This window comes from Rheinheimera sp. (assembly GCF_030824435.1).
Taxonomy (GTDB): domain Bacteria; phylum Pseudomonadota; class Gammaproteobacteria; order Enterobacterales; family Alteromonadaceae; genus Pararheinheimera.
Window position 1 is genome coordinate 13,378 of sequence record NZ_JAVBXS010000040.1, and the last position, 19,777, is coordinate 33,154.

Here is a 19,777-nt window from a genome sequence, read left to right on the forward strand (position 1 = left end):
TATAAGAGAGGCTCCTTAGTCCACCTACAAGCAGCACTTTTATCCATGAAGCCATTTGCCAAACCAGCGCTGACGATAGCGCTTAGCTCCCTGTTAACTTTCAGCAGCTGCCTTTTGTTTGCAGCCGAACCTCAGACCTACCAGACCGCGACGGTGCAAGGGCCATCAACCCAGGGCACAACCCTGATGACGATGGAACAAGCCATGGCGCACCCGGATTGGATTGGCCGTCAGAGTGAAGCTTCGTATTGGTCAGCTGACAGTAAAACTGTGTATTTTCAGCGTAAACAACAAGGTTCAGAGCTGAGAGATACCTTTGCGCGTCCGCTGGACGGCAATGATAGCGGCACTGTGGTGGCATTAAACGAATTAGACAATATTGGTGCTGAAGATCAGCGTTTTTCTGCCGATGGTCAGTTTGTCGCCTGGACCTTTGAAGGCCAGGTTTTTGTCAAAGCATTAAGCTCAGGCAAAATTACCCAGCTGACGCGCAATTCAGCGCAGCAACAGGATCTGCAGTTTTTAACAGATGGTCGTTTAAGCTGGCGTCAGGGCTGGAATTTTCTGGCAGTGAATTTACAAAGCGGCGAGCTTAAACAACTGGCGTCACTAAAAACTGAAGAGCAGCCCAAAGCACCACAAATTGCTGACAGTTATCTGGCCCGTGAGCAGCATAAGCTGATTGCATTTATTGCACTTGAGCATAAAAACGCCACCGAAGCTTTTGCACAACAACAAAAACTGCAATCGCAAAGTGATGTGCTGGCACCAGCCGCTTTTTATCTGGGCAAAGAAAAACGAATTGCAGCAGCAGTGTTGTCACCTGCTGCTGACAAGCTGATTGTTGCACTGGAAGCAGAAAGCAAAAACAGCAGCACTGACATCATGCCGAACTACATTACAGCGGATGGCAATATTGCAGCACAACCGGTTCGCGCCAGAGTGCATGACCAAAAGCCAGAACCCCAGCAGCTGTGGTTATTAGATGTCAAATCGGGCGAAAAAACCGAACTCGCTTACAGCAGCTTGCCGGGTTTTGACGAAGATGTTCTGGCCAGCGTTAAAGCTGAAAATGCCAAACGTGATGGCAAAACTTATCAATCGAAAAAAGCGCCCCGTGACATTGCGTTATTAAATGACTGGAGCTGGGATCAGTCGGCGATTCGCTGGCACGCAGATGGCAGTCAGGTTGCTGTGATGCTCAAAGCCTGGGATAACAAAGACCGTTGGCTGGCAACAGTAGATTTTAAAACAAAAAAGCTGCTGAACCAGCACCGTCTGCATGACGATGCCTGGGTAAACTATGACTTTAACAATTTTGGCTGGTTGCCGGGCGAGCAGGGTTTGTATTTCCTGTCAGAAGAAAGTGGTTATTCTCACCTGTATACAAAGGCTTTGAATGGCAAAGCAAAAAAACTGACAGCCGGCACTTTTGAAGTCAGCCAGCCGGTACTGAATAAAGCCGGTGATGCGGTGTATTTCCGTGCCAATATCAAGCATCCCGGCATTTACAATGTTTATAAAATGGAACTTGCCAGCGGTAAACAAACGCAGCTGACTCAACTGCAGGGCAATCTGACTTTTGCTTTATCGCCGGATGAACAACATATTCTGCTGCGTTATTCCACTTCTGTAATGCCGGAAGAGTTGTATCTGATGGCAAACCAGGCCGGTAGCACAGTCAAACGTCTGACCTTTACCGTTTCACCCGAATTTAGCCAGATGAAATTACAGGCGCCACAAGTAGTGGCAGTGCCATCCAGCCATGGTGAACAACCGGTTTTTGCCAAACTGTATTTACCGAAAGATTATCAACAAGGTGAAAAACGCCGCGCGGTGATTTTTAACCACGGTGCCGGTTATCTGCAAAACAGCGATTTGGGCTGGTCAAATTATTTTCGCGAGTTTTTCTTTCATAACATTTTGATTGAACAAGGTTATGTGGTGCTGGATATGGATTACCGGGCATCAAAAGGTTATGGCCGCGACTGGCGCACTGCCATTTACCGTCAGATGGGCACTCCGGAAACGCAGGACTTAGTGGATGGCGTGAAGTATCTGGTGGCTAATTTTAACGTCGATGAAAAACGTGTTGGCACTTACGGTGGCTCTTACGGTGGTTTTATGACCTTTATGGCGATGTTTAAAGAGCCGGATTTATTTAAAGCAGGCTCTGCGCTTCGTCCTGTTGCCGACTGGGCTTACTACAATCATCCTTATACGTCCAATATTCTGAATACACCCGAAGTGGACCCTATTGCCTATGAGCGCAGTTCACCGATTTATTTCACCCAGGGCTTGAAAAACCAGTTGTTAATCAACGCTCCTATGGTGGATGACAATGTATTTTTCCAGGATGTGGTGCGCATAGTGCAACGTTTAATAGAGCAGGAAAAAGACAGTTTTGAAACTGCGATTTTCCCGGTAGAGCCGCATGGTTTCCGTCAGCCAAGCAGCTGGCTGGATGAATACCGCCGCATTTATAAACTGTTTGAACGTGAACTTTAAACCAAAAACTTCAGGCCACAGAGGTTAAGCCCAAAGCTTTTAATCTGGGGTTGTAAGAAGGTTTTGTGCAAAACAGCAAAAGCGCAGTGAAATACTGCGCTTTTTTTTGGTAAAAGATTAAGGGTAAGGATTTGCCGGCAGTGCTATAGGCTGCGACAGGTCAAAAGCGGCTAAATCAGGTTGTTGCAAAAATTGCAGCGGCTGCCCTGAATAAGGCTGCTGAATTTCCAGCGCCATCGCATGTAATAACAACCGGCTGGCAGATTTTTGTATGTTGTCTGGCGCATATAAAGCGTCGCCCAAAATGGGGTGACCCAGATGCAATAAATGTACTCTGAGCTGATGAGCGCGGCCTGTTAGCGGAAAAAGAGCTAATAAAGCATTTTGTGGTGATCCGCCAGCATGGTTTTTTGCCTCCGGCAGTAGCTGATAATAAGTTTGGGCAGCTTTACCCTGGCTAAAACAAACTTTATTACGGGGGGGCGCTGTTAAATCTGCAATCAAAGGCACATCAATAACTCCGGCGGCAGGTTCCGGTGTGCCAAACACCCGTGCCAGATAGGTTTTTTTCACTGTACGGTTGGCAAATTGTTGTTTCAGTGCTGCTTCTGCTTTGCGTCTTAATGCAAAAACCACAAGACCGGAAGTGGCCATATCCAGCCGGTGCACCAGTAGCGCGGTTGGAAACTCAGCCTGTACTCTGGTTAATAAAGAGTCGTGTAAATGTTCACCTTTACCAGGGTTAGTTAGCAAGCCACTGGGTTTATTCAGCACCAGCAGGTCTTTGTCCCGATACAGCAGTTCAAGTGGCGTTTGAGGCGGTTGGTATTGAAAATTGGTTGTCATCAGGGTTTGTATAAGTCCATCTTGTCAAAGCCTGCAGCTTTGTGGTTTTGGTCTGAAATTTTTGTTCTGACAAAAGCCTGCTAGGCGTCCGTTATACGGTCTGGCATAATGCGCGCCTGCCATAAACTGTTGATGCTATTGCCATGTCTGATGATATCTCTGAACTTGCCGTTCTCAAAGCCACCAATCAAGCCTGGCAGTTGTTGTATCAGGACGAACAACTATTGGTCGTCAACAAACCCGCCATGTTGCTGACAGTGCCTGGCAGGCATCCGGCCAATGCTGACTGTCTGATAAGTCGAGTGCAGCTTGAGTTTCCGCAAGCACAGGTGGTGCATCGGCTGGACTACGACACTTCTGGTCTGGTGATATTGCCGCTGACCAAAGCCGCTTTATCGCACATCAGTAAACAATTTCAGGCCCGGACTGTGGAAAAACAGTACCAGGCTTTAGTTTGCGGTGTTTTGGAGCCCGCCAGTGGCAGCATTAACCTGCCGATAGCGCCTGATGAACAACGCCGGCCTTTATATAAAATTTGTCAGCAAAAAGGCAAAGCATCTCTGACACATTATCAGACACTGCAAGTCGATACCGGGCTTAATCAGAGCCGGTTGTTGTTAAGTCCGGTGACAGGGCGCTCGCATCAGCTCAGGTTGCATTTGTCAGCTATTGGCCATGCTATGGTTGGTGACAGTCTTTATGCCAGCAAAGAGGTGGCACAGAGCTCACCCCGTTTGTGTTTGCACGCTGCTTTTATTGAGTTTATTCATCCGCTATCAGGGCAAAAGCTGCAGTTCAGCGCAGCGCCTGAGTTTTAAATAAAAGCAGGTTATTCAGCCTGAGTTTTAGATGCCGGGCTTGTTGCATTCAGTGCTACTGTGCGGCGAAATAACATACTCAGATACATCAGCAAACCAACCACAGCACCAAATAAATGGGCATCTGTGGCGACATCTGCGCCTATCAGCGTGACCACTTCGTTACTGGCACCTTGCCATTGTTCCCATAAAACCTTGCCAAACACCGCCAGCAGTATCAGCCAGCCGCTGCTCCATTGCCGCTCTATATCAATACAACAACCACAAACCAGCAATGCATGTAACCAGCCTGATAAACCCACATAAAAGCTGATGTCTGGGCTCCAGCAAAGTAATGCTAGGCCAATCAGCAAGTTGCCGACGAAAAGGTTTAACACAAAACGACGGTTGCTGTAGTAGGCGCCATGCAGCAGCATGATCAACACAAAACCACCCAGATTCATCAGCAGGTGCCAGTTATTGGTGTGGAACAAATGACCCGTCACCAGACGCCACCATTGCCCTTCGTAAATAGCGGTACGATTAAATTCAAACAGCGGCTGCAATGACGCCTGTAACAGGTGTAACAGGATCAGGCTAAAAAAAAGTGTGACAGCCATCGAATGGCTACGTAAAAAACTCAAAAACATCAAATTTGGATCTCAAGTGATAATTCAATGAAAAAGGATTAACAATAAAGTGTGTCAGTCATGATGCTATCTTATCTTATTTTTATCCGGCATTGATCTGTTTGCGGCAGATAAGTTAAGGTTGCCGCGATTCGACGTAATTTTGGAAACACCATGAAGTTTAAGTCACGCCTGTGTTTTGTGCCCGTTCTTTTCAGTTTGTGTTGCATAAGCTGGCAGTGTCCGGCTTTGGCAGCAGATGTTGACCCGGAAGCCGCCACTGGCGTGCTGAAAAAAGTCCGGGTAGATGGCAAATCCAGTATGGTAGTTTCGGCAAACCCGCTGGCATCGGCAGCAGGTGCAAAAATGTTGGCAGAAGGTGGCAGTGCAACTGACGCTGCTATTGCGATGCAACTGATGCTGGGTTTAGTTGAACCCCAAAGCTCAGGCATAGGCGGCGGTTTGTTTATGTTGCATTTTGCCGGTAAAGAACGGCAACTTCAAACCATTGATGGCCGCGAGACGGCGCCCAAAGCTGCTCATCCGGACTGGTTTATGGAACATGGCAAAGTGCTGGACTGGCGCCGTGCTTATGTTGGCGGTAAGTCTGTTGGCAGCCCTGGTGTCATTCGGGCATTGGCTAAAGCCCACCAGCAATGGGGCAAATTGCCATGGGCCAGCTTATTTCAGCCAGCTATTGCGGCTGCTGAACAAGGTTTTATTGTGTCGCCCAGACTTGCGATGTTGCTGGATATTTACCAGGACGGCGGTTTGTCGCATTTTGCTGCCAGCAAAGACTATTTTTACCCACAAGGTAAAGCGCTGCAAGCCGGGCAGTTACTGAAAAATCCGGCATATGCTGCGACGTTGCGCCGTATTGCCAAAGAAGGTGAAAAAGCTTTTTATCAGGGAGAAAACGCCAAAGCACTGGTTGCGGCGGTGAACACTGCACCTGTGAACCCAGGCAAACTCAGTCTGGATGATTTAGACAGCTATCAGGCAGTGGAGCGGGCGCCTTTATGCCGGCCTTATCGTCAGTATCGTGTTTGTGGTATGGCACCACCAAGCTCAGGTAGCCTGGCTGTACTGCAAATCCTCGGTATGCTGGAACATTTTGATTTAAAAAACATGAAGCCTAATTCAGTACCGGCGCTGCACCTGTTCGCTCAGGCCAGCCGGTTAGCTTTTGCCGATCGTGAACAATTTCTGGCCGACCCGGCTTTTAGCAAAGTGCCGGTTGAAGGATTATTGGCCAATGATTATTTGCGCCAACGGGCAGCGCTGATTAACCAACAAAGGGATGCCATTAATGTGGCTGCAGGTGCGCCTGAGGGTGCAGAGCCACTTGCCAGTAGCAAAGCTGTTGAATTTGAAAATACCAGCCATTTGTCGGTGGTGGATAAAAACGGCAATGCTGTCAGTATGACCACCAGTATCGAAAACGCTTTTGGCTCCGGTTTGTGGGTGAATGGTTATTTATTAAATAACCAGCTGACGGATTTTTCGCTGGAGGCGCGTAAAGATGGCGTTTGGGTTGCCAACAGAGTGGAAGCAGGTAAAAGACCCCGTTCGTCGATGGCACCTATGATGGTGTTTAACCAACAAGGAGAGCTGCTGATGCTGGCTGGTTCGCCTGGTGGCAGCCGTATTATTGATTATGTGGCGCAGGCGCTGGTTGCCATGATTGATTGGCAACTGGACCCGCAACAGGCGGCAGATCTGGCCAAAGTTACCCATCGCAACGATTTTCTGGCATTGGAACAAGGCACTGAACTGGGATCCTTATTGCCAAAAATGCGTGATTTGGGTTATCAGCCAAAAGTTGTGGAACTGAACAGCGGTTTACATTTGATTAAAAAATCGGCCAATGGCTGGCAGGGTGGTGCAGATCCACGCCGCGAAGGCCAGGCTATTGCGCACTAAAGGGATCCGGGTATGACCATTATTCAAAGCCAACAGCAGGCTGTGCTGACACTGACATTACAAAGACCCGATAAAAAAAATGCGTTATCAAGCAGCATGTATCTGGCGCTGACTGATGCGCTGCAACAAGCTGAGCTTGACCCTTCGGTGCATGTGGTAGTGCTCAGAGGACAAGAAAATTGTTTTTGTGCTGGTAATGACTTAGCCGATTTTGTGGCGGCAGGCGCGCTGAATGCGGAACATCCGACAGTGATGTTTTTACATGCCTTAAGTCATTTTTCCAAACCTGTGGTAGCAGCAGTGGCAGGCCTTGCCATTGGCATTGGCACCACAGCATTGCTGCATTGTGATTTAGTCTATGCAGCGCCCGGTTGCCGTTTTCAGTTACCTTTTACCGCACTTGGATTATGCCCTGAAGCTGCGTCGAGTTTATTATTGCCCAAGTTGATGGGGCATCAGAAAGCTTCACAATATTTATTATTGGGTGAGGCTTTTGACAGTGAGGAGGCTTATCGGTTTGGGTTGGTGAATCAACTGGTGGCGGCGGATCAGTTGTTTGCACTTGCAGCGCAAAAAGCACAGCAGCTGGCAGCATTGCCGCTTGAGGCCGTAGTGCAATCGAAAAAGTTATTACGTCAGCCGCAACAACAAATGGTGCAACAAGTGTTACATCAGGAGCTGGCGGTGTTTGAACACTTGCTGCATACCGAAGCTTGCCAGCAAGCGCTGCACAGCTTTTTTAACAGAAGCAAAAGTTAAATTTAAACGCCAGTTCGGGCAAATGGGTCGGTTTTTACCTCGGAAATCAGCCATTTGCCTTTTTGATTGACCAGTTTTACCATCCGCATATCCACTCTTCTGTCACCATCGTATTCACCGGTAAAAATCAGCATGACGTCAGCTTTGTCGGTATAAAATTCACGCACGTTTTTATTGGTGTCTTCGACGGTAATTTCCAGTTTATCAAAACGCATATTAAACAAGGTGCGTCCGGCAGCTTTGCCGGTGGAATAACTATCAAGCACCCTGGCCATTGAAGGTACTGCCAGCTTTTTGGCTTTCTTTAAGTCATTTTCTATCAGGATTGCATTAAAGAACTTTACCGCGTTTGATTCTGGTACCTCGGCAATAGTGGCCGCCGAAGAGGTCGCTTCTTTGGTGTCAGATTCTTCACCACAACCAAACAACAGCGCCGAGGTCAACAGGAGAGGGAGGATGCGCATAACTTTACCTTGCCACTTTTTTCGATACAGTCTTCAGTGTGCTGCTTTTATCTGGTGCTGTAAAGAAAAAGGCCACAAAGTGGCCTTTAGTTGCTGTAAAACTGACGACAAATCAAGCTTGTAGTTCTTGTTCGGTAAACACATCAGCAAACAGCGGGCTGGTTAAATAACGTTCTGCCGCCGATGGTAAAATCACCACAATATTTTTGCCTGCGTTTTCCGGCAATTCAGCTAAACGTTTGGCGGCAACAACAGCTGCACCGGATGAAATACCTGCCAGAATACCTTCTTCGCGCATCAGACGGTGTGCCATTGCAATAGCTTCGTCATTGCTGACCTTTTCCACACTGTCTATCAGGCTTAAATCCAGATTGCCCGGAATAAAACCAGCACCAATGCCCTGAATTTTATGTGGGCCTGGTTTTAATTCTTCACCGGCCAACGCCTGACTGATCACTGGCGAGTCGGCTGGTTCTACCGCAACACTGATAAGCGGATGGTTTTTTTCCTGTTTGATATAACGACTGACACCCGTGATAGTGCCGCCTGTGCCTACGCCTGCCACAAAAATATCAATATTGCCGTCAGTGTCATTCCAGATTTCAGGGCCTGTGGTATCAAAGTGAATTTGTGGATTAGCCGGGTTTTCAAATTGTTGTAATAACAAATATTTATCCGGGTTTGACGCCTGAATTTCTTTGGCCTTTTCAATGGCACCTTTCATGCCTTTCGGGCCTTCGGTGAGGACCAGATTGGCGCCAAGTGCTTTTAACAGTTTGCGTCTTTCCAGCGACATAGTTGCCGGCATGGTCAGGGTTAACGGATAACCGCGGCTGGCAGCAACAAAAGCCAAAGCAATACCGGTGTTACCTGAGGTTGGTTCAATCAGCTCTTTACCAGGGCCCAATAAACCTTTTTTCTCAGCGTCCCAAATCAGCGCTGCGCCTAAACGACATTTCACACTAAAACTTGGATTACGGGCTTCAATTTTGGCAAACACATTGCCGGTGGTGACGCGGGAAAGTTTGACCAGCGGTGTATTGCCAATCGACAAAGAGTTGTCCTGATAAATTTTTGCCATGCTAAGCTCCAGCACATTAAGATGCGATTTAGCATAACTGCTGTGGTTAAAAACGAAAGTAGCGTTTTGGCATAAGTTATAAAATTATTAGTTATAAGCAGGACAAGACATGAGTTTTCAAAGTACCAAAGATTATATTGTCAGTGCTGAATTGGCGTTGGCAGTGAATGCGGCAATTTCATTAGAAAAACCATTATTAATCAAAGGCGAACCTGGTACTGGTAAAACGAAGCTGGCCGAGCAACTGGCAGCAAGCCTCGGCACACAACTGATTCAGTGGCATATCAAATCCACCACTAAAGCCCAACAAGGCTTGTATGAATATGATGCAGTGTCCCGTCTACGTGACAGCCAGCTCGGTGACAGCAGGGTACATGATATAAAAAACTACATTAAACCCGGCAAACTCTGGTCGGCTTTTACCGCAACAAAACGTCCTGTGTTGTTAATAGACGAAATTGATAAAGCTGATATCGAATTTCCGAACGATTTATTGCATGAACTGGATCAGATGGCGTTTGATGTTTACGAGACCGGCGAAAGCGTCCAAGCCAAAGTGCGGCCTATAGTGATCATCACCTCTAATAATGAAAAAGAGTTGCCGGATGCTTTTTTACGCCGTTGTTTTTTCCACTATATCCGTTTTCCGGATGCTGAAACTTTAAAGGCTATTGTCGACGTCCATTTACCGGGTTTAACGCCTGCGCTGTTGCAGCAAGCGCTGGAGTTATTTTTTGGGTTGCGTGACATGCCACAACTGAAGAAAAAACCGTCAACTTCTGAGCTGATTGATTGGCTGAAATTATTGCTGGCAGAACAAATTCCGGCCGAAACCTTAGCGCAAAGCAAAGAAAAGGGCGGTTTAATGCCGCTTTATGGTGCTTTGTTAAAAAATGAACAAGACGTGGCTTTGGTAGAAAAGCTGCTGTTTATGGCTAAAAGAGCCGGACGTTAACAGATGTTGATTGAGTTTTTTCTGACGGTACGCAAATACGGTGTGCCTGTCAGCATCACCGAATGGCTGGATTTACTCAAAGCGTTGGACCAACAACTGGTTTTTGCCAATATGGCAGAATTTTACCTGTTGGCCCGGTTATGTCTGGTGAAAGACGAAGTGCATTTTGACAAATTTGACCGCGCCTGCGCCGAATATTTCGAAGCTGTGGAGAGTCTTGATTTAGCAAGCCTGATCCCACCCGAATGGCTGGTGCCCAATCTTATCCGGCAACTGTCACAGGAAGACAAAGCCGCTTTGCAAAAAGCCGGTGGGCTGGAAGAGTTACTCAATAAATTCCGCGAACGTTTAAAAGAGCAACAAGAGCGGCATCAGGGCGGCAATAAATGGATAGGCACAGGCGGCAGTTCCCCTTTTGGCGCTTATGGTTTTCATCCGGAAGGGATCAGAGTAGGGCAACAAGGCTCTGGTCAGCGCCGTGCGGTAAAAGTGTGGGATGAACGTCATTTTGCTGATTTAGACAGTAAAACTGAACTCAATAACCGCAATATCAAACTCGCTTTGCGCCAGCTGCGCCGTTTTGCCCGCACTGGTGCAACTTTAGAGCTGGATTTAGCCGGAACCATCAGCGCTACCTCCAAACAGGGCGGTTACCTTGATTTGCAGTTTCAGCGTGAGCGGCATAACGCCGTCAAAGTACTGATGTTATTTGATGTCGGTGGTTCGATGGACGACCATATTGAACAAATACAACAGCTGTTTAGCGCTGCACACAGCGAATTTAAGCAGCTGGAGTTTTTTTATTTTCATAACTGCGTTTACGAACATGTCTGGCGCAGTAATAAAAGACGGCCACAGGATTTGATGTCAGTTGCAGAGCTTATCCGTACCTATCATTCTGATTACAAACTAATTTTTGTCGGGGACGCCACTATGGGGCCTTACGAAATCAGTTATCCGGGTGGCAGTGTGGAACATTTTAATGCGGAAGCCGGCGCTGTCTGGCTGGAACGGCTGACCCGTCATTTTGTACATTATGTCTGGCTGAATCCACAACCGCAGGACTGGTGGCGCAGTTATCCATCTATTGGTTTGATAACACAGTTAATGCAACGGCGCATGTATCCGTTATCGCAAGAAGGTATGGCACAGGCCATGGGCAGCTTGCTGAAAAAGTAGCCTCAGGATACCTCAGTTCAAATTGCAGCTACCGTCTGAACTGGATACTATAACATTTTGAATTTAAATTCCTTTTTAAGGTTTTGCCATGGACGCTGACAAACAAATAAATCAAAGTAGTGCTGTTTCTGCTGAAGTTCACCTGCCGCTGACAAAAAAAGAATGCCGTGAAATTGTGACTCCTTATGCCTTCACAGTGTCGGACGATTTGCTCGGAGTGCCTTTGGCAACCCCAATGCGCCGTGCTGTGGCTATGGGCATTGATAGTATTATTATTTTTGGTCTTGCCACTGCCAGTTTGTTATTTATTCTGCCAGTGATGTTGTATCTGTGTTGGTTGCGTTTTCAGTTAAAAAAATATGGTCATGTTGTGGTGTTGTTGCTGGTCACTTTGGTGTTATCAGGCACAGCCACAGTTGCGCCAGAACTTATTTCTGAACAAAAGGATCGGGCAGTTAATAACCTGAGTGTTGATCAGCTTGGTGCTGCTGAATCAGCGCAACTGGCCGCTGCTGTGCTGGTGTTAGCGCAAAAAGAATGCCAGCTGGACTGCGTCAAAACTGAACTTGAAAAATCCAGTTTGCTGTTGGCGAAGGCTGCAGTGCCCGTGGCGACGGCCAAAGACTTATTAGATGAACTGCTGGAAGTGACAGAGCTGCCATATAAAACCCGAAAAGCCTTGTTGCAGCAACAACTTAAAAATTACCAGGTGGTTACAAACACAAAAGTTGCTACAGCAGCCCAACCAGAGCAAGCTGCTCATAACAATACAGCGGAAAAGCCCTGGTATATGCCTTCTCAAGGCACCCAGAGTGTGATTGGCTGGGTCAAAGGTATTCTGGCTGATTTTGGTATTGGTTTTGGCTGGGCGGTGTTTTATTTTACCGCTTATATTCATTGGGCCCATGGCCAGACTATTGGCAAAAAGTTGTGTCAAATCAGGGTGATTCAGTTAGATGGTAGCGAGCTCAGCGCTTTTGCGGCTTTTAGCCGGCAAGGTGGTTATGGTGCTGGTTTTGCGACAGGTTTAACGGGCTTTTTGCAGGTATTCTGGGACCCGAACCGGCAGGCTATTCAGGATAAAGTGGTGTCGACAGTGGTTATTCGTTTAAACCAGCCTAAACGGCCTTTACATCATTAACCCTGTTTTCTGTTGAAAAACAGCCGGCGCTTGCTGCAGCAAAGTTTGCTGCTCAAACCGCTTTAATGGCATTTTGACCGGTATTTTCTGCGGTTTTCGTTGTTAAAAATTGCCTGTCCGGCCAATGGGATCGGTTATACTGGTACGACATGTAAAACAGCGGCCATTGAACAGAGCTGCGTCAAAGACAAGATAGCGCCGGAGTGAAAAATGAAAGATGTGGTGATCAGTGGTTCAGGGGTTTTTACCCCGGAGTTAACCATCAGTAATGAAGAGTTAGTTGCCAGTTTTAATCAGTACGTCGATTTATTTAATACAGAAAATGCCGAAGCTATTGCCAGTGGTGAAGTGGCGGCGCTGGAATATTCCAGCTGCGAATTTATTGAAAAAGCCTCAGGTATTAAATCGCGTCATGTACTCTATAAAGACGGTATTCTTGACCCTTATGTGATGCAGCCGGTCTTCCCTAAACGCGGTGAAGATGAAATACCGGAAATGGTAGAAATGGCGATAGTTGCCGCCCGCGAAGCCATGGCACAGGCCGGCAAAACTGCCGCTGATATCGATTTAATTATTTGCGCAGCCTCGAATATCCAGCGTGCTTATCCGGCGTTAGCCATTGAATTACAACAACAACTCGGCGCTTCAGGCTACGCTTTTGATATGAATGTGGCTTGTTCTTCTGCCACTTTTGGTATTAGTAACGCCGTGAATGCCATCCGTGGTGGCAGCGCAAAAGTGGTGTTGGTGGTCAATCCTGAATTTGCTTCACCGCAGGTGAATTACACCAGCCGCGACAGTCATTTTATTTTTGGTGATGTGTGTACTGCCACTATTATTGAAGCCACTGAAACTTGTACTGCCAAAAATGCCTGGAAAATCCTTGGTATGCGTCTTAAAACCGAATTTTCCAATAATATCCGTTGTGATGTCAGTTACACCGACCATTGTCATCCGGAAGTCGACCCTGATACACCGTTTTTTAAACAACAAGGCCGCAAGGTATTTAAAGAGCTGCTGCCAATTGTCGCTGACGTTATTCTGACTGAAATGGCGGTGTTAAAAGTGCAGCCGGAGGATCTGAAAAGGTTATGGTTGCATCAGGCCAATATCAATATGAATATTTTTGCTGCCCGCAAAATTCTTGGCCGGGAGCCAGAGCCAGGTGAAGCACCACTGGTATTGGATACTTACGCCAATACGGCTTCCGCCGGCTCAATTATTGCGTTTCACCAGAATAAACTGGGGTTGGCGCAAGGGGATAAAGCCGTACTTTGTTCTTTTGGCGCAGGTTATTCGGTGGGATGTTTAATGCTGGAAAAATTCAGTTAATTACAGCTAAAGCAAAACATAAAACTATCCTGCGTCACAGACGCAGGACAGAATTTTGATCATAAGATAAAGGCGAAGGCACAAAAGCATCAGCTTCATTGTCGTTGCACCAATTGTCATTATCAATTAGATAACGGAACTGGAATTCCTGCGCTGTAGGCAAGGTCAGCGTGGTGCTGAAATCGCCATTTTTCTGCTTTTTCATTGCCAATGCCTGCCAATCATTAAATTCACCCAGAACTGCAACAGTGGCGGCACTGGCCGCTTGTTCTTTGGGCACGACGAAAGTCACTTTACATGCTGGTTTGGTTTTCAGATATTGTTTACTGATCGACATTTCCTGCTCCTTTTGGTGATACGTCTTTAGCCCATGGTTCCATGCCTTGTGGCGGAACCTTTCAAAGCTAGCACAAAAATGTGACCAAAAAAAATACAAATGATTCAGCAGCGAAATGCAAACGTATGCTGAAATTCAATAGGGATGCCAACAGCGTTAAATACCTTTTTTAGCCGGAATAAAACCTTTTGGCTGACAATCTTATCTTCGGGCTTGTTGCTTTAGCCTTATTTAACTTTCGGTGTTGCGTCAGCACGCTGCTTTGCAGCCGGACTAGCATTGGAAAGGAACCTTTGGTTCAGGCAAAGCTGAAATCATTCAAGTAAAAACCACCTTCATCGGCGCCCGTTTAAAATTGACAATAAAAAAACCGCCTGAGGGCGGTTTTTTTAAGCTGAATGCTGGTTTAACACTCGATGATATTCACCGCTAAACCACCACGGGACGTTTCTTTATATTTACTTTGCATATCGCGGCCTGTGTCCCACATGGTTTTAATCACTTTATCCAGCGATACCTTGTGCTCGCCTGTGCCGCGCACAGCTAAACGCGACGCATTAATGGCTTTCACCGCGCCCATAGCGTTACGTTCAATACAAGGCACCTGCACCAGACCACCTACAGGGTCGCAGGTTAAACCCAGATTGTGCTCCATGCCAATTTCAGCAGCATTTTCCACGTTATCCACAGAGCCACCGAGAATTTCGGTTAAAGCACCAGCCGCCATAGAGCAGGCAACACCCACTTCACCCTGACAACCTACTTCAGCACCGGAAATAGATGCATTTTTCTTATACAAGATGCCAATAGCGGCAGCGGTCAGTAAATAACGGGTATAAATATCCGGTGTCACCGGCTGAATAAATTTGTCGTAATACATCAGTACCGCCGGAATAATACCGGCGGCGCCGTTGGTTGGTGCTGTTACTACCCGGCCACCAGCGGCGTTTTCTTCGTTAACGGCGAGCGCAAATAAATTCACCCAGTCCATGGCTTGTAATGGATCAGCACTTTTTTCTGCCATCAACTGGCGGTGCAAGGCAGGAGCACGGCGTTTTACTTTCAGGCCACCAGGCAGAATACCTTCGGTTTTCATACCACGTTGCACACAGCTATACATGGTTTGCCAAATCAGTCCGAGTTCCTGCTGAATTTGTGCTTCAGAACGCAGTACTTTTTCGTTTTCCATCATCAGCGCAGCAATAGACAAACCATTTTCTTTGCAGAGTTTGAGTAATTCAGCACCACTGTTAAACGGAAATGGTGGCGGATTGTCAGCGGCAAACTGGCTGGCGGCCTTTTTTTCGTTGTCAAAGTCTTCGGCTTTAACAATAAAACCACCACCAATAGAAAAATAAATTTCGCTAAACACGACATCTTTGCCGGCATAAGCAATCAGCTCCATACCGTTACTGTGTTCTTTTAAAGTTTTACGGCGATGAAACACAATAGCGCCTTCGCGCGGGAAGCTGACCGCATGAGTGCCATGCAGCAGAATTTGTTGTGATTCATCAACTTGCTTTAATAAACCAGGGATCAGATCCGGATCGCAGTTTTCCGGTAGATAACCAGACAAACCTAAAATCACCGCTTTGCCGGTGCCGTGGCCAATACCGGTTTGGCCTAAAGAGCCAAATAACTCTGCTTTGATGCTGGTTACTTTGTCAATTAAGTTGGCGGCTATCAGATTGTCGGTAAAAATTTTGGCGGCGCGCATTGGGCCCACTGTGTGAGAGCTGGATGGGCCAATACCTATGCTGAACATATCAAAAGCGCTGATGATCATAGAAATTTTACTACTCAGACTGTTGTTGTGGCGCCATTGTAGCCCAAGCAATCTGATTCTGTAAGTCAGCAGGTAACTGGTCAGTGCTGATTATATTTTGCCTTAATTGAACTAATGGCAAGTATTAGCTGCATTAATGGATGTTTTTGCAGAATAAGCGCGGATTTATTGGTTTTAGAGGTATAAAAAAGGATGTGGAAACTGTATCTGGACTGGTGTTTTTCCTTTGATATGATTCATTAATTTAATGCCAGTAGCAAAACAGAAAACAAAATCCAGCGTAAAAGCTGAACAAAAAATACATTTAATTATCCATCGTCTGACGGGAAAGCTGGTGAAAAATAGCGGCAGTAGCGCCCCAGATTAAAGCACCGTCATAAGGAATAAAATGCAGCAGTTGTTTGTGGTTTTTCCGTTCAAACCATAAGCTGGTGCGCCTGTGCTCTGCCAAAGCGACCTCCAGCGGCAGTTCAATTAAACTGTCCACTTCCGCATGCTGAATACAAAAATCCGGTTTTTGTGTGATAAAACCAAGCCAGGGCGACACGATAAAACCTGTGCTGGTATTAATAAGGGGCAGGGAGCCTAACAAACGAATGTGCTTTGCTTTTACACCCACTTCTTCTTCGGTTTCACGAAGTGCTGCCTGAGCTGCACTTTCACCGGCTTCAATTTTGCCACCAGGTAAGCTGATTTGCCCCGGATGATGGCGCAAATGTTGGGCTCTGCGGGTTAATAATAATTTCAGGCCGTCTTGCTCAGGCCACAACAACAACATCACAGCGGCATTGGCAGTTGCTGAAATTGCCGCTGTTTGTTGACGCAGTAAAAAACGCGGGTAAAACTCGGCAAAATGCATAAGGCCCCGTTAAACCTCGCTTAACACTGGCAGAATTTTGCCAACTTTATCAAAGGTTTCCTGATATTCACTGACATAAGTGGAGTCGGCGACAATACCTCCACCGGCCCAACAATGGATGTTGCCGTCAACACAAATCAGCGTACGGATGGCAATATTGCTGTCCATATGGCCCTGTTGGCTGATATACAAAATACTGCCGCAATAAACAGAACGACGGCAGGGCTCCAGCTCTTCAATAATTTCCATAGCCCGCACTTTAGGCGCGCCGGTAATAGAGCCGCCCGGAAAAGCCGCTCTTAATAAATCGGCTGCCTGATATTCTGCTTTTAATTCACCGGTGATAGTGCTGACCAAATGATGCACCGCAGGAAAAGACTCAATGGCAAACAGGCTTGGTACTTTGACGGTGCCCGGGGTACAAACTTTGCCTAAATCGTTTCTGAGTAAATCCACGATCATCACGTTTTCGGCTCTGTCTTTGGCCGATTCTTGCAACGCTTTTGCACTTTGTGCATCCAGCTCTTTATCGGCAAAACGGCTTTTGGTGCCTTTAATAGGTTTGGTTTCTACCTGATTGCCAACCAACTCAATAAAACGCTCTGGTGATATCGACAGCACAACCCCTTGTGGGATACGGATAAAAGCAGAAAATGGTGCGGCATTGCTGGCTCTGAGCTTCAGATAAGCCTGCCATTCATCACCCTGATAACCTGCGCTAAAACGCTGCGCCAGATTAATCTGATAACAATCGCCACTTTGTAAATAGGCCTGAATTTGTTCAAATTTTTGCTGGTATTGCTGCGGGTCCATATTGGCTTGCCAGTCGGACGTTAGTGCAAAACCGTTGTTTTGCTGCTTTGCGAATTCCTGTTGTTTTTGTTGCAGCCAGGCTTGTTGTGTCGGCCAGCGATTTAACGCATCACCACGGCAATCGACATACCACAGTTGTTGCTGCTGTTTATCCAGCACCAGCGCCCAGGGGTACAAACCAAAACAAAAATCGGGCAGAGCTATATCGTCGGCGGCTGTTTGCGGTAAATCTTCAATCACCCGGCCGGCGTCATAACCGGCAAAACCTAAAGCCCCACCGATAAAAGGTAAGTGGGTGTCGGCTTGCTGTATACCCCCTAACCATTGTTGCTGCAGCTGCTTTAACAATACAAAAGGGTCAGCTTCTGTCTGGTATTGCCCGTCCGGCGTGGCAACAGTGCAACTTTTACCTTTTGCTTGCAGCGTTACCAGGGGCTCACACACCAGAATGTCATACCTGCTGTTGACATGCTGCTTGGCGGCTGAATCGAGCAGCATGGCAAAAGGCAGCTTTTGCAAAGGTGCAAAAAGCTCAACCAAGGAGTCGGGCGCATCGGGTAATAACAACACAGACATCAGAAAAGTTCTCAATCTTTATAAGGCAGCGCAGCGGTTGGGGCTCAGTTTATCGATTTGCCGGTTTTAACCGCAGTTTGACCTTGCTATGACTAGCCGCTGCATTTGATGCGCGTTATGATACCAGCCCTGCTTAAAAAGAACAGCGCAGCACCGGTGAAGCAAGCACCGGCGCCAGCCTCCAAAGGTGCAGTTGTTGTGTTTAGTCTACTGCACCATGAACCAGACGCTCGAGGGCATAGCATGACCGTGATCCGCCAACAAGACTTTATCGACAGCATCGAAGATGCATTGCAATACATCTCTTTTTATCACCCGCTGGATTTTGTCCAGGCTTTGGAAAAGGCCTATCACAAAGAACAAAATCAGGCCGCCAAAGATGCCATTGCACAAATTCTGATCAACTCCCGCATGTCGGCTGAAGGCCACAGACCTATTTGCCAGGACACTGGTATTGTCACCTGTTTTGTCAATATTGGTATGGACGTCAAATGGGACAAAACCGATATGACCATTCAGCAAATGGTCGATGAAGGCACCCGCCGTGCTTATATGAACCCAATCAACCCGCTGCGCGCCTCCATTGTTGCCGATCCTGCCGGTTCCCGTAAAAACACCAAAGACAACACACCAGCCGTAGTGCATATCAATATGGTGGCCGGTCATCATGTGGAAGTTGCTATTGCCGCTAAAGGTGGTGGCAGTGAAAACAAAACCAAAATGGTGATGTTAAACCCGTCTGACTCTGTGGTGGAGTGGGTGCTGGAAACCTTACCAAAAATGGGTGCAGGCTGGTGTCCACCAGGCATGCTGGGCATTGGTATTGGCGGCACTGCCGAAAAAGCCGCAGTGCTTGCCAAAGAAGCACTGATGGAGCCGGTGGATATTCAGGAGCTGATTGAAAAAGGCGCACAAACCGGTGAAGAAAAACTGCGTTTAGAGCTTTATGAAAAAGTAAACAAACTGGGTATTGGTGCCCAGGGTTTAGGTGGTTTAACCACAGTAGTAGACGTGAAAATTAAATCAGCGCCAACACATGCTGCTTCAAAACCTGTGGTGATGATCCCCAACTGCGCCGCCACCCGTCATGTGCATTTCCATTTAGATGGTTCAGGCCCGGCCCATTTACCAGTGCCAAAACTGGAAGACTGGCCGGAAGTAACCTGGGAGCTGGGTGCCAATGTACGCCGTGTGGATTTAAATACGGTCACGCCAGCTGATGTGCTGGACTGGAAAGCCGGTGAAACTGTGTTGTTGTCGGGCAAAATGCTGACCGGCCGCGACGCTGCGCACAAACGTATTGCCGATATGCTGGCTGCTGGCCAAGGTTTGCCAGAAGGCGTTGATTTTAAAAATAAATTTATCTATTACGTCGGCCCTGTGGATGCTGTAGGTGATGAAGTTGTGGGGCCTGCCGGTCCTACCACAGCTACGCGCATGGATAAATTTACCGAGATGATGTTAGGTCAAACCGGCCTCCTTGGCATGATTGGTAAATCTGAGCGTGGTGATGCCACTGTTGAGAGCATCCGCCAGCACAAAGCCGTGTATTTAATGGCGGTGGGTGGTGCTGCTTATCTGGTGTCTAAAGCCATTAAACAAGCCCGTGTTGTTGCTTTTGCCGATTTAGGTATGGAAGCGATTTATGAGTTTGATGTAGTGGACATGCCGGTGACAGTTGCCGTTGACAGCCAGGGAAATAACGTACATAAACAAGGCCCTGCGATTTGGAAAGTAAAAATCGGCGAGCTTGAGGCACAATAACAAACACCATATTTCGCGAAGCCAGACT

General features: G+C 47.2%; 17 protein-coding genes. 9 read left to right on the forward strand and 8 right to left on the reverse strand.

From position 1 onward, the window contains the following. Nucleotides 1-45 precede the first annotated feature (45 nt). Complete coding sequence (locus tag RCH83_RS09800; protein ID WP_306521473.1) at nucleotides 46-2,508, forward strand: prolyl oligopeptidase family serine peptidase; 2,463 nt, start codon at nucleotides 46-48, stop codon at nucleotides 2,506-2,508. 117 nt (nucleotides 2,509-2,625) lie between these two features. Here RCH83_RS09800 and RCH83_RS09805 read toward each other — a convergent pair whose 3' ends face one another. Continuing rightward, nucleotides 2,626-3,354, reverse strand: coding sequence for a pseudouridine synthase (locus tag RCH83_RS09805; protein ID WP_306521475.1), 729 nt, complete (start codon nucleotides 3,352-3,354; stop codon nucleotides 2,626-2,628). Nucleotides 3,355-3,497: 143 nt separating this feature from the next. Here RCH83_RS09805 and RCH83_RS09810 point away from each other — a divergent pair, with 143 nt between their 5' ends. Next, entirely contained in the window at nucleotides 3,498-4,172 is a 675-nt protein-coding gene (locus RCH83_RS09810) for an RluA family pseudouridine synthase (protein ID WP_306521477.1), read from the forward strand. An 11-nt stretch (nucleotides 4,173-4,183) separates the two neighbouring features. Here the strand turns inward: RCH83_RS09810 and rrtA are convergent, their stop codons facing one another. After that, nucleotides 4,184-4,801: a rhombosortase gene (gene rrtA, locus RCH83_RS09815; protein ID WP_306521527.1), complete on the reverse strand. Its 618-nt coding sequence runs from the start codon at nucleotides 4,799-4,801 to the stop codon at nucleotides 4,184-4,186. Between the two features lie 228 nt (nucleotides 4,802-5,029). On the opposite strand from rrtA, the gene ggt reads away from it, so the two are divergent. Together ggt and RCH83_RS09825 are read left to right on the forward strand one after the other, a co-directional pair. Then, complete coding sequence (gene ggt, locus RCH83_RS09820; RefSeq protein ID WP_306521479.1) at nucleotides 5,030-6,703, forward strand: gamma-glutamyltransferase; 1,674 nt, start codon at nucleotides 5,030-5,032, stop codon at nucleotides 6,701-6,703. A gap of 12 nt (nucleotides 6,704-6,715) precedes the next feature. Beyond that, the gene (locus RCH83_RS09825) at nucleotides 6,716-7,462 is read left to right on the forward strand and encodes an enoyl-CoA hydratase-related protein (RefSeq protein WP_306521481.1); all 747 of its coding nucleotides are present in this window, start codon (nucleotides 6,716-6,718) and stop codon (nucleotides 7,460-7,462) included. Nucleotides 7,463-7,464: 2 nt separating this feature from the next. On the opposite strand, the gene RCH83_RS09830 is transcribed toward RCH83_RS09825, so the two are convergent. Continuing rightward, nucleotides 7,465-7,926, reverse strand: coding sequence for a hypothetical protein (locus RCH83_RS09830; protein ID WP_306521483.1), 462 nt, complete (start codon nucleotides 7,924-7,926; stop codon nucleotides 7,465-7,467). Between the two features lie 112 nt (nucleotides 7,927-8,038). After that, a complete protein-coding gene (gene cysK / locus RCH83_RS09835; protein ID WP_306521485.1) occupies nucleotides 8,039-9,007 on the reverse strand; it encodes a cysteine synthase A in 969 nt (322 codons plus the stop codon). A gap of 109 nt (nucleotides 9,008-9,116) precedes the next feature. Here cysK and RCH83_RS09840 point away from each other — a divergent pair, with 109 nt between their 5' ends. The 4 genes from RCH83_RS09840 (at nucleotide 9,117) to RCH83_RS09855 (ending at nucleotide 13,614) form a co-directional block, all read left to right on the forward strand. After that, the gene (locus tag RCH83_RS09840) at nucleotides 9,117-9,962 is read left to right on the forward strand and encodes a MoxR family ATPase (protein ID WP_306521487.1); all 846 of its coding nucleotides are present in this window, start codon (nucleotides 9,117-9,119) and stop codon (nucleotides 9,960-9,962) included. A 3-nt stretch (nucleotides 9,963-9,965) separates the two neighbouring features. Then, the gene (locus RCH83_RS09845) at nucleotides 9,966-11,141 is read left to right on the forward strand and encodes a VWA domain-containing protein (RefSeq protein ID WP_306521489.1); all 1,176 of its coding nucleotides are present in this window, start codon (nucleotides 9,966-9,968) and stop codon (nucleotides 11,139-11,141) included. Nucleotides 11,142-11,229: 88 nt separating this feature from the next. Further along, nucleotides 11,230-12,282, forward strand: coding sequence for an RDD family protein (locus tag RCH83_RS09850; RefSeq protein WP_306521491.1), 1,053 nt, complete (start codon nucleotides 11,230-11,232; stop codon nucleotides 12,280-12,282). A 210-nt stretch (nucleotides 12,283-12,492) separates the two neighbouring features. Next, the gene (locus RCH83_RS09855; RefSeq protein WP_306521493.1) at nucleotides 12,493-13,614 is read left to right on the forward strand and encodes a beta-ketoacyl-ACP synthase III; all 1,122 of its coding nucleotides are present in this window, start codon (nucleotides 12,493-12,495) and stop codon (nucleotides 13,612-13,614) included. Between the two features lie 34 nt (nucleotides 13,615-13,648). Here RCH83_RS09855 and RCH83_RS09860 read toward each other — a convergent pair whose 3' ends face one another. The 4 genes from RCH83_RS09860 to pabB form a co-directional block, all read right to left on the reverse strand. Continuing rightward, nucleotides 13,649-13,951 carry an isoamylase early set domain-containing protein gene (locus RCH83_RS09860; RefSeq protein WP_306521495.1) on the reverse strand — a complete coding sequence of 101 codons (303 nt, stop codon included), beginning with the start codon at nucleotides 13,949-13,951 and terminating at the stop codon, nucleotides 13,649-13,651. Nucleotides 13,952-14,357: 406 nt separating this feature from the next. Then, a complete protein-coding gene (locus RCH83_RS09865; RefSeq protein ID WP_306521497.1) occupies nucleotides 14,358-15,737 on the reverse strand; it encodes an L-serine ammonia-lyase in 1,380 nt (459 codons plus the stop codon). 304 nt (nucleotides 15,738-16,041) lie between these two features. Further along, complete coding sequence (locus RCH83_RS09870) at nucleotides 16,042-16,596, reverse strand: CoA pyrophosphatase (RefSeq protein WP_306521499.1); 555 nt, start codon at nucleotides 16,594-16,596, stop codon at nucleotides 16,042-16,044. 9 nt (nucleotides 16,597-16,605) lie between these two features. Further along, nucleotides 16,606-17,985: an aminodeoxychorismate synthase component I gene (gene pabB / locus RCH83_RS09875; protein ID WP_306521501.1), complete on the reverse strand. Its 1,380-nt coding sequence runs from the start codon at nucleotides 17,983-17,985 to the stop codon at nucleotides 16,606-16,608. 243 nt (nucleotides 17,986-18,228) lie between these two features. Here pabB and RCH83_RS09880 point away from each other — a divergent pair, with 243 nt between their 5' ends. Further along, nucleotides 18,229-19,749, forward strand: a complete 1,521-nt coding sequence (locus RCH83_RS09880; protein ID WP_306521503.1) for a fumarate hydratase — start codon at nucleotides 18,229-18,231, stop codon at nucleotides 19,747-19,749. The last annotated feature ends 28 nt before the right edge of the window (nucleotides 19,750-19,777 follow it).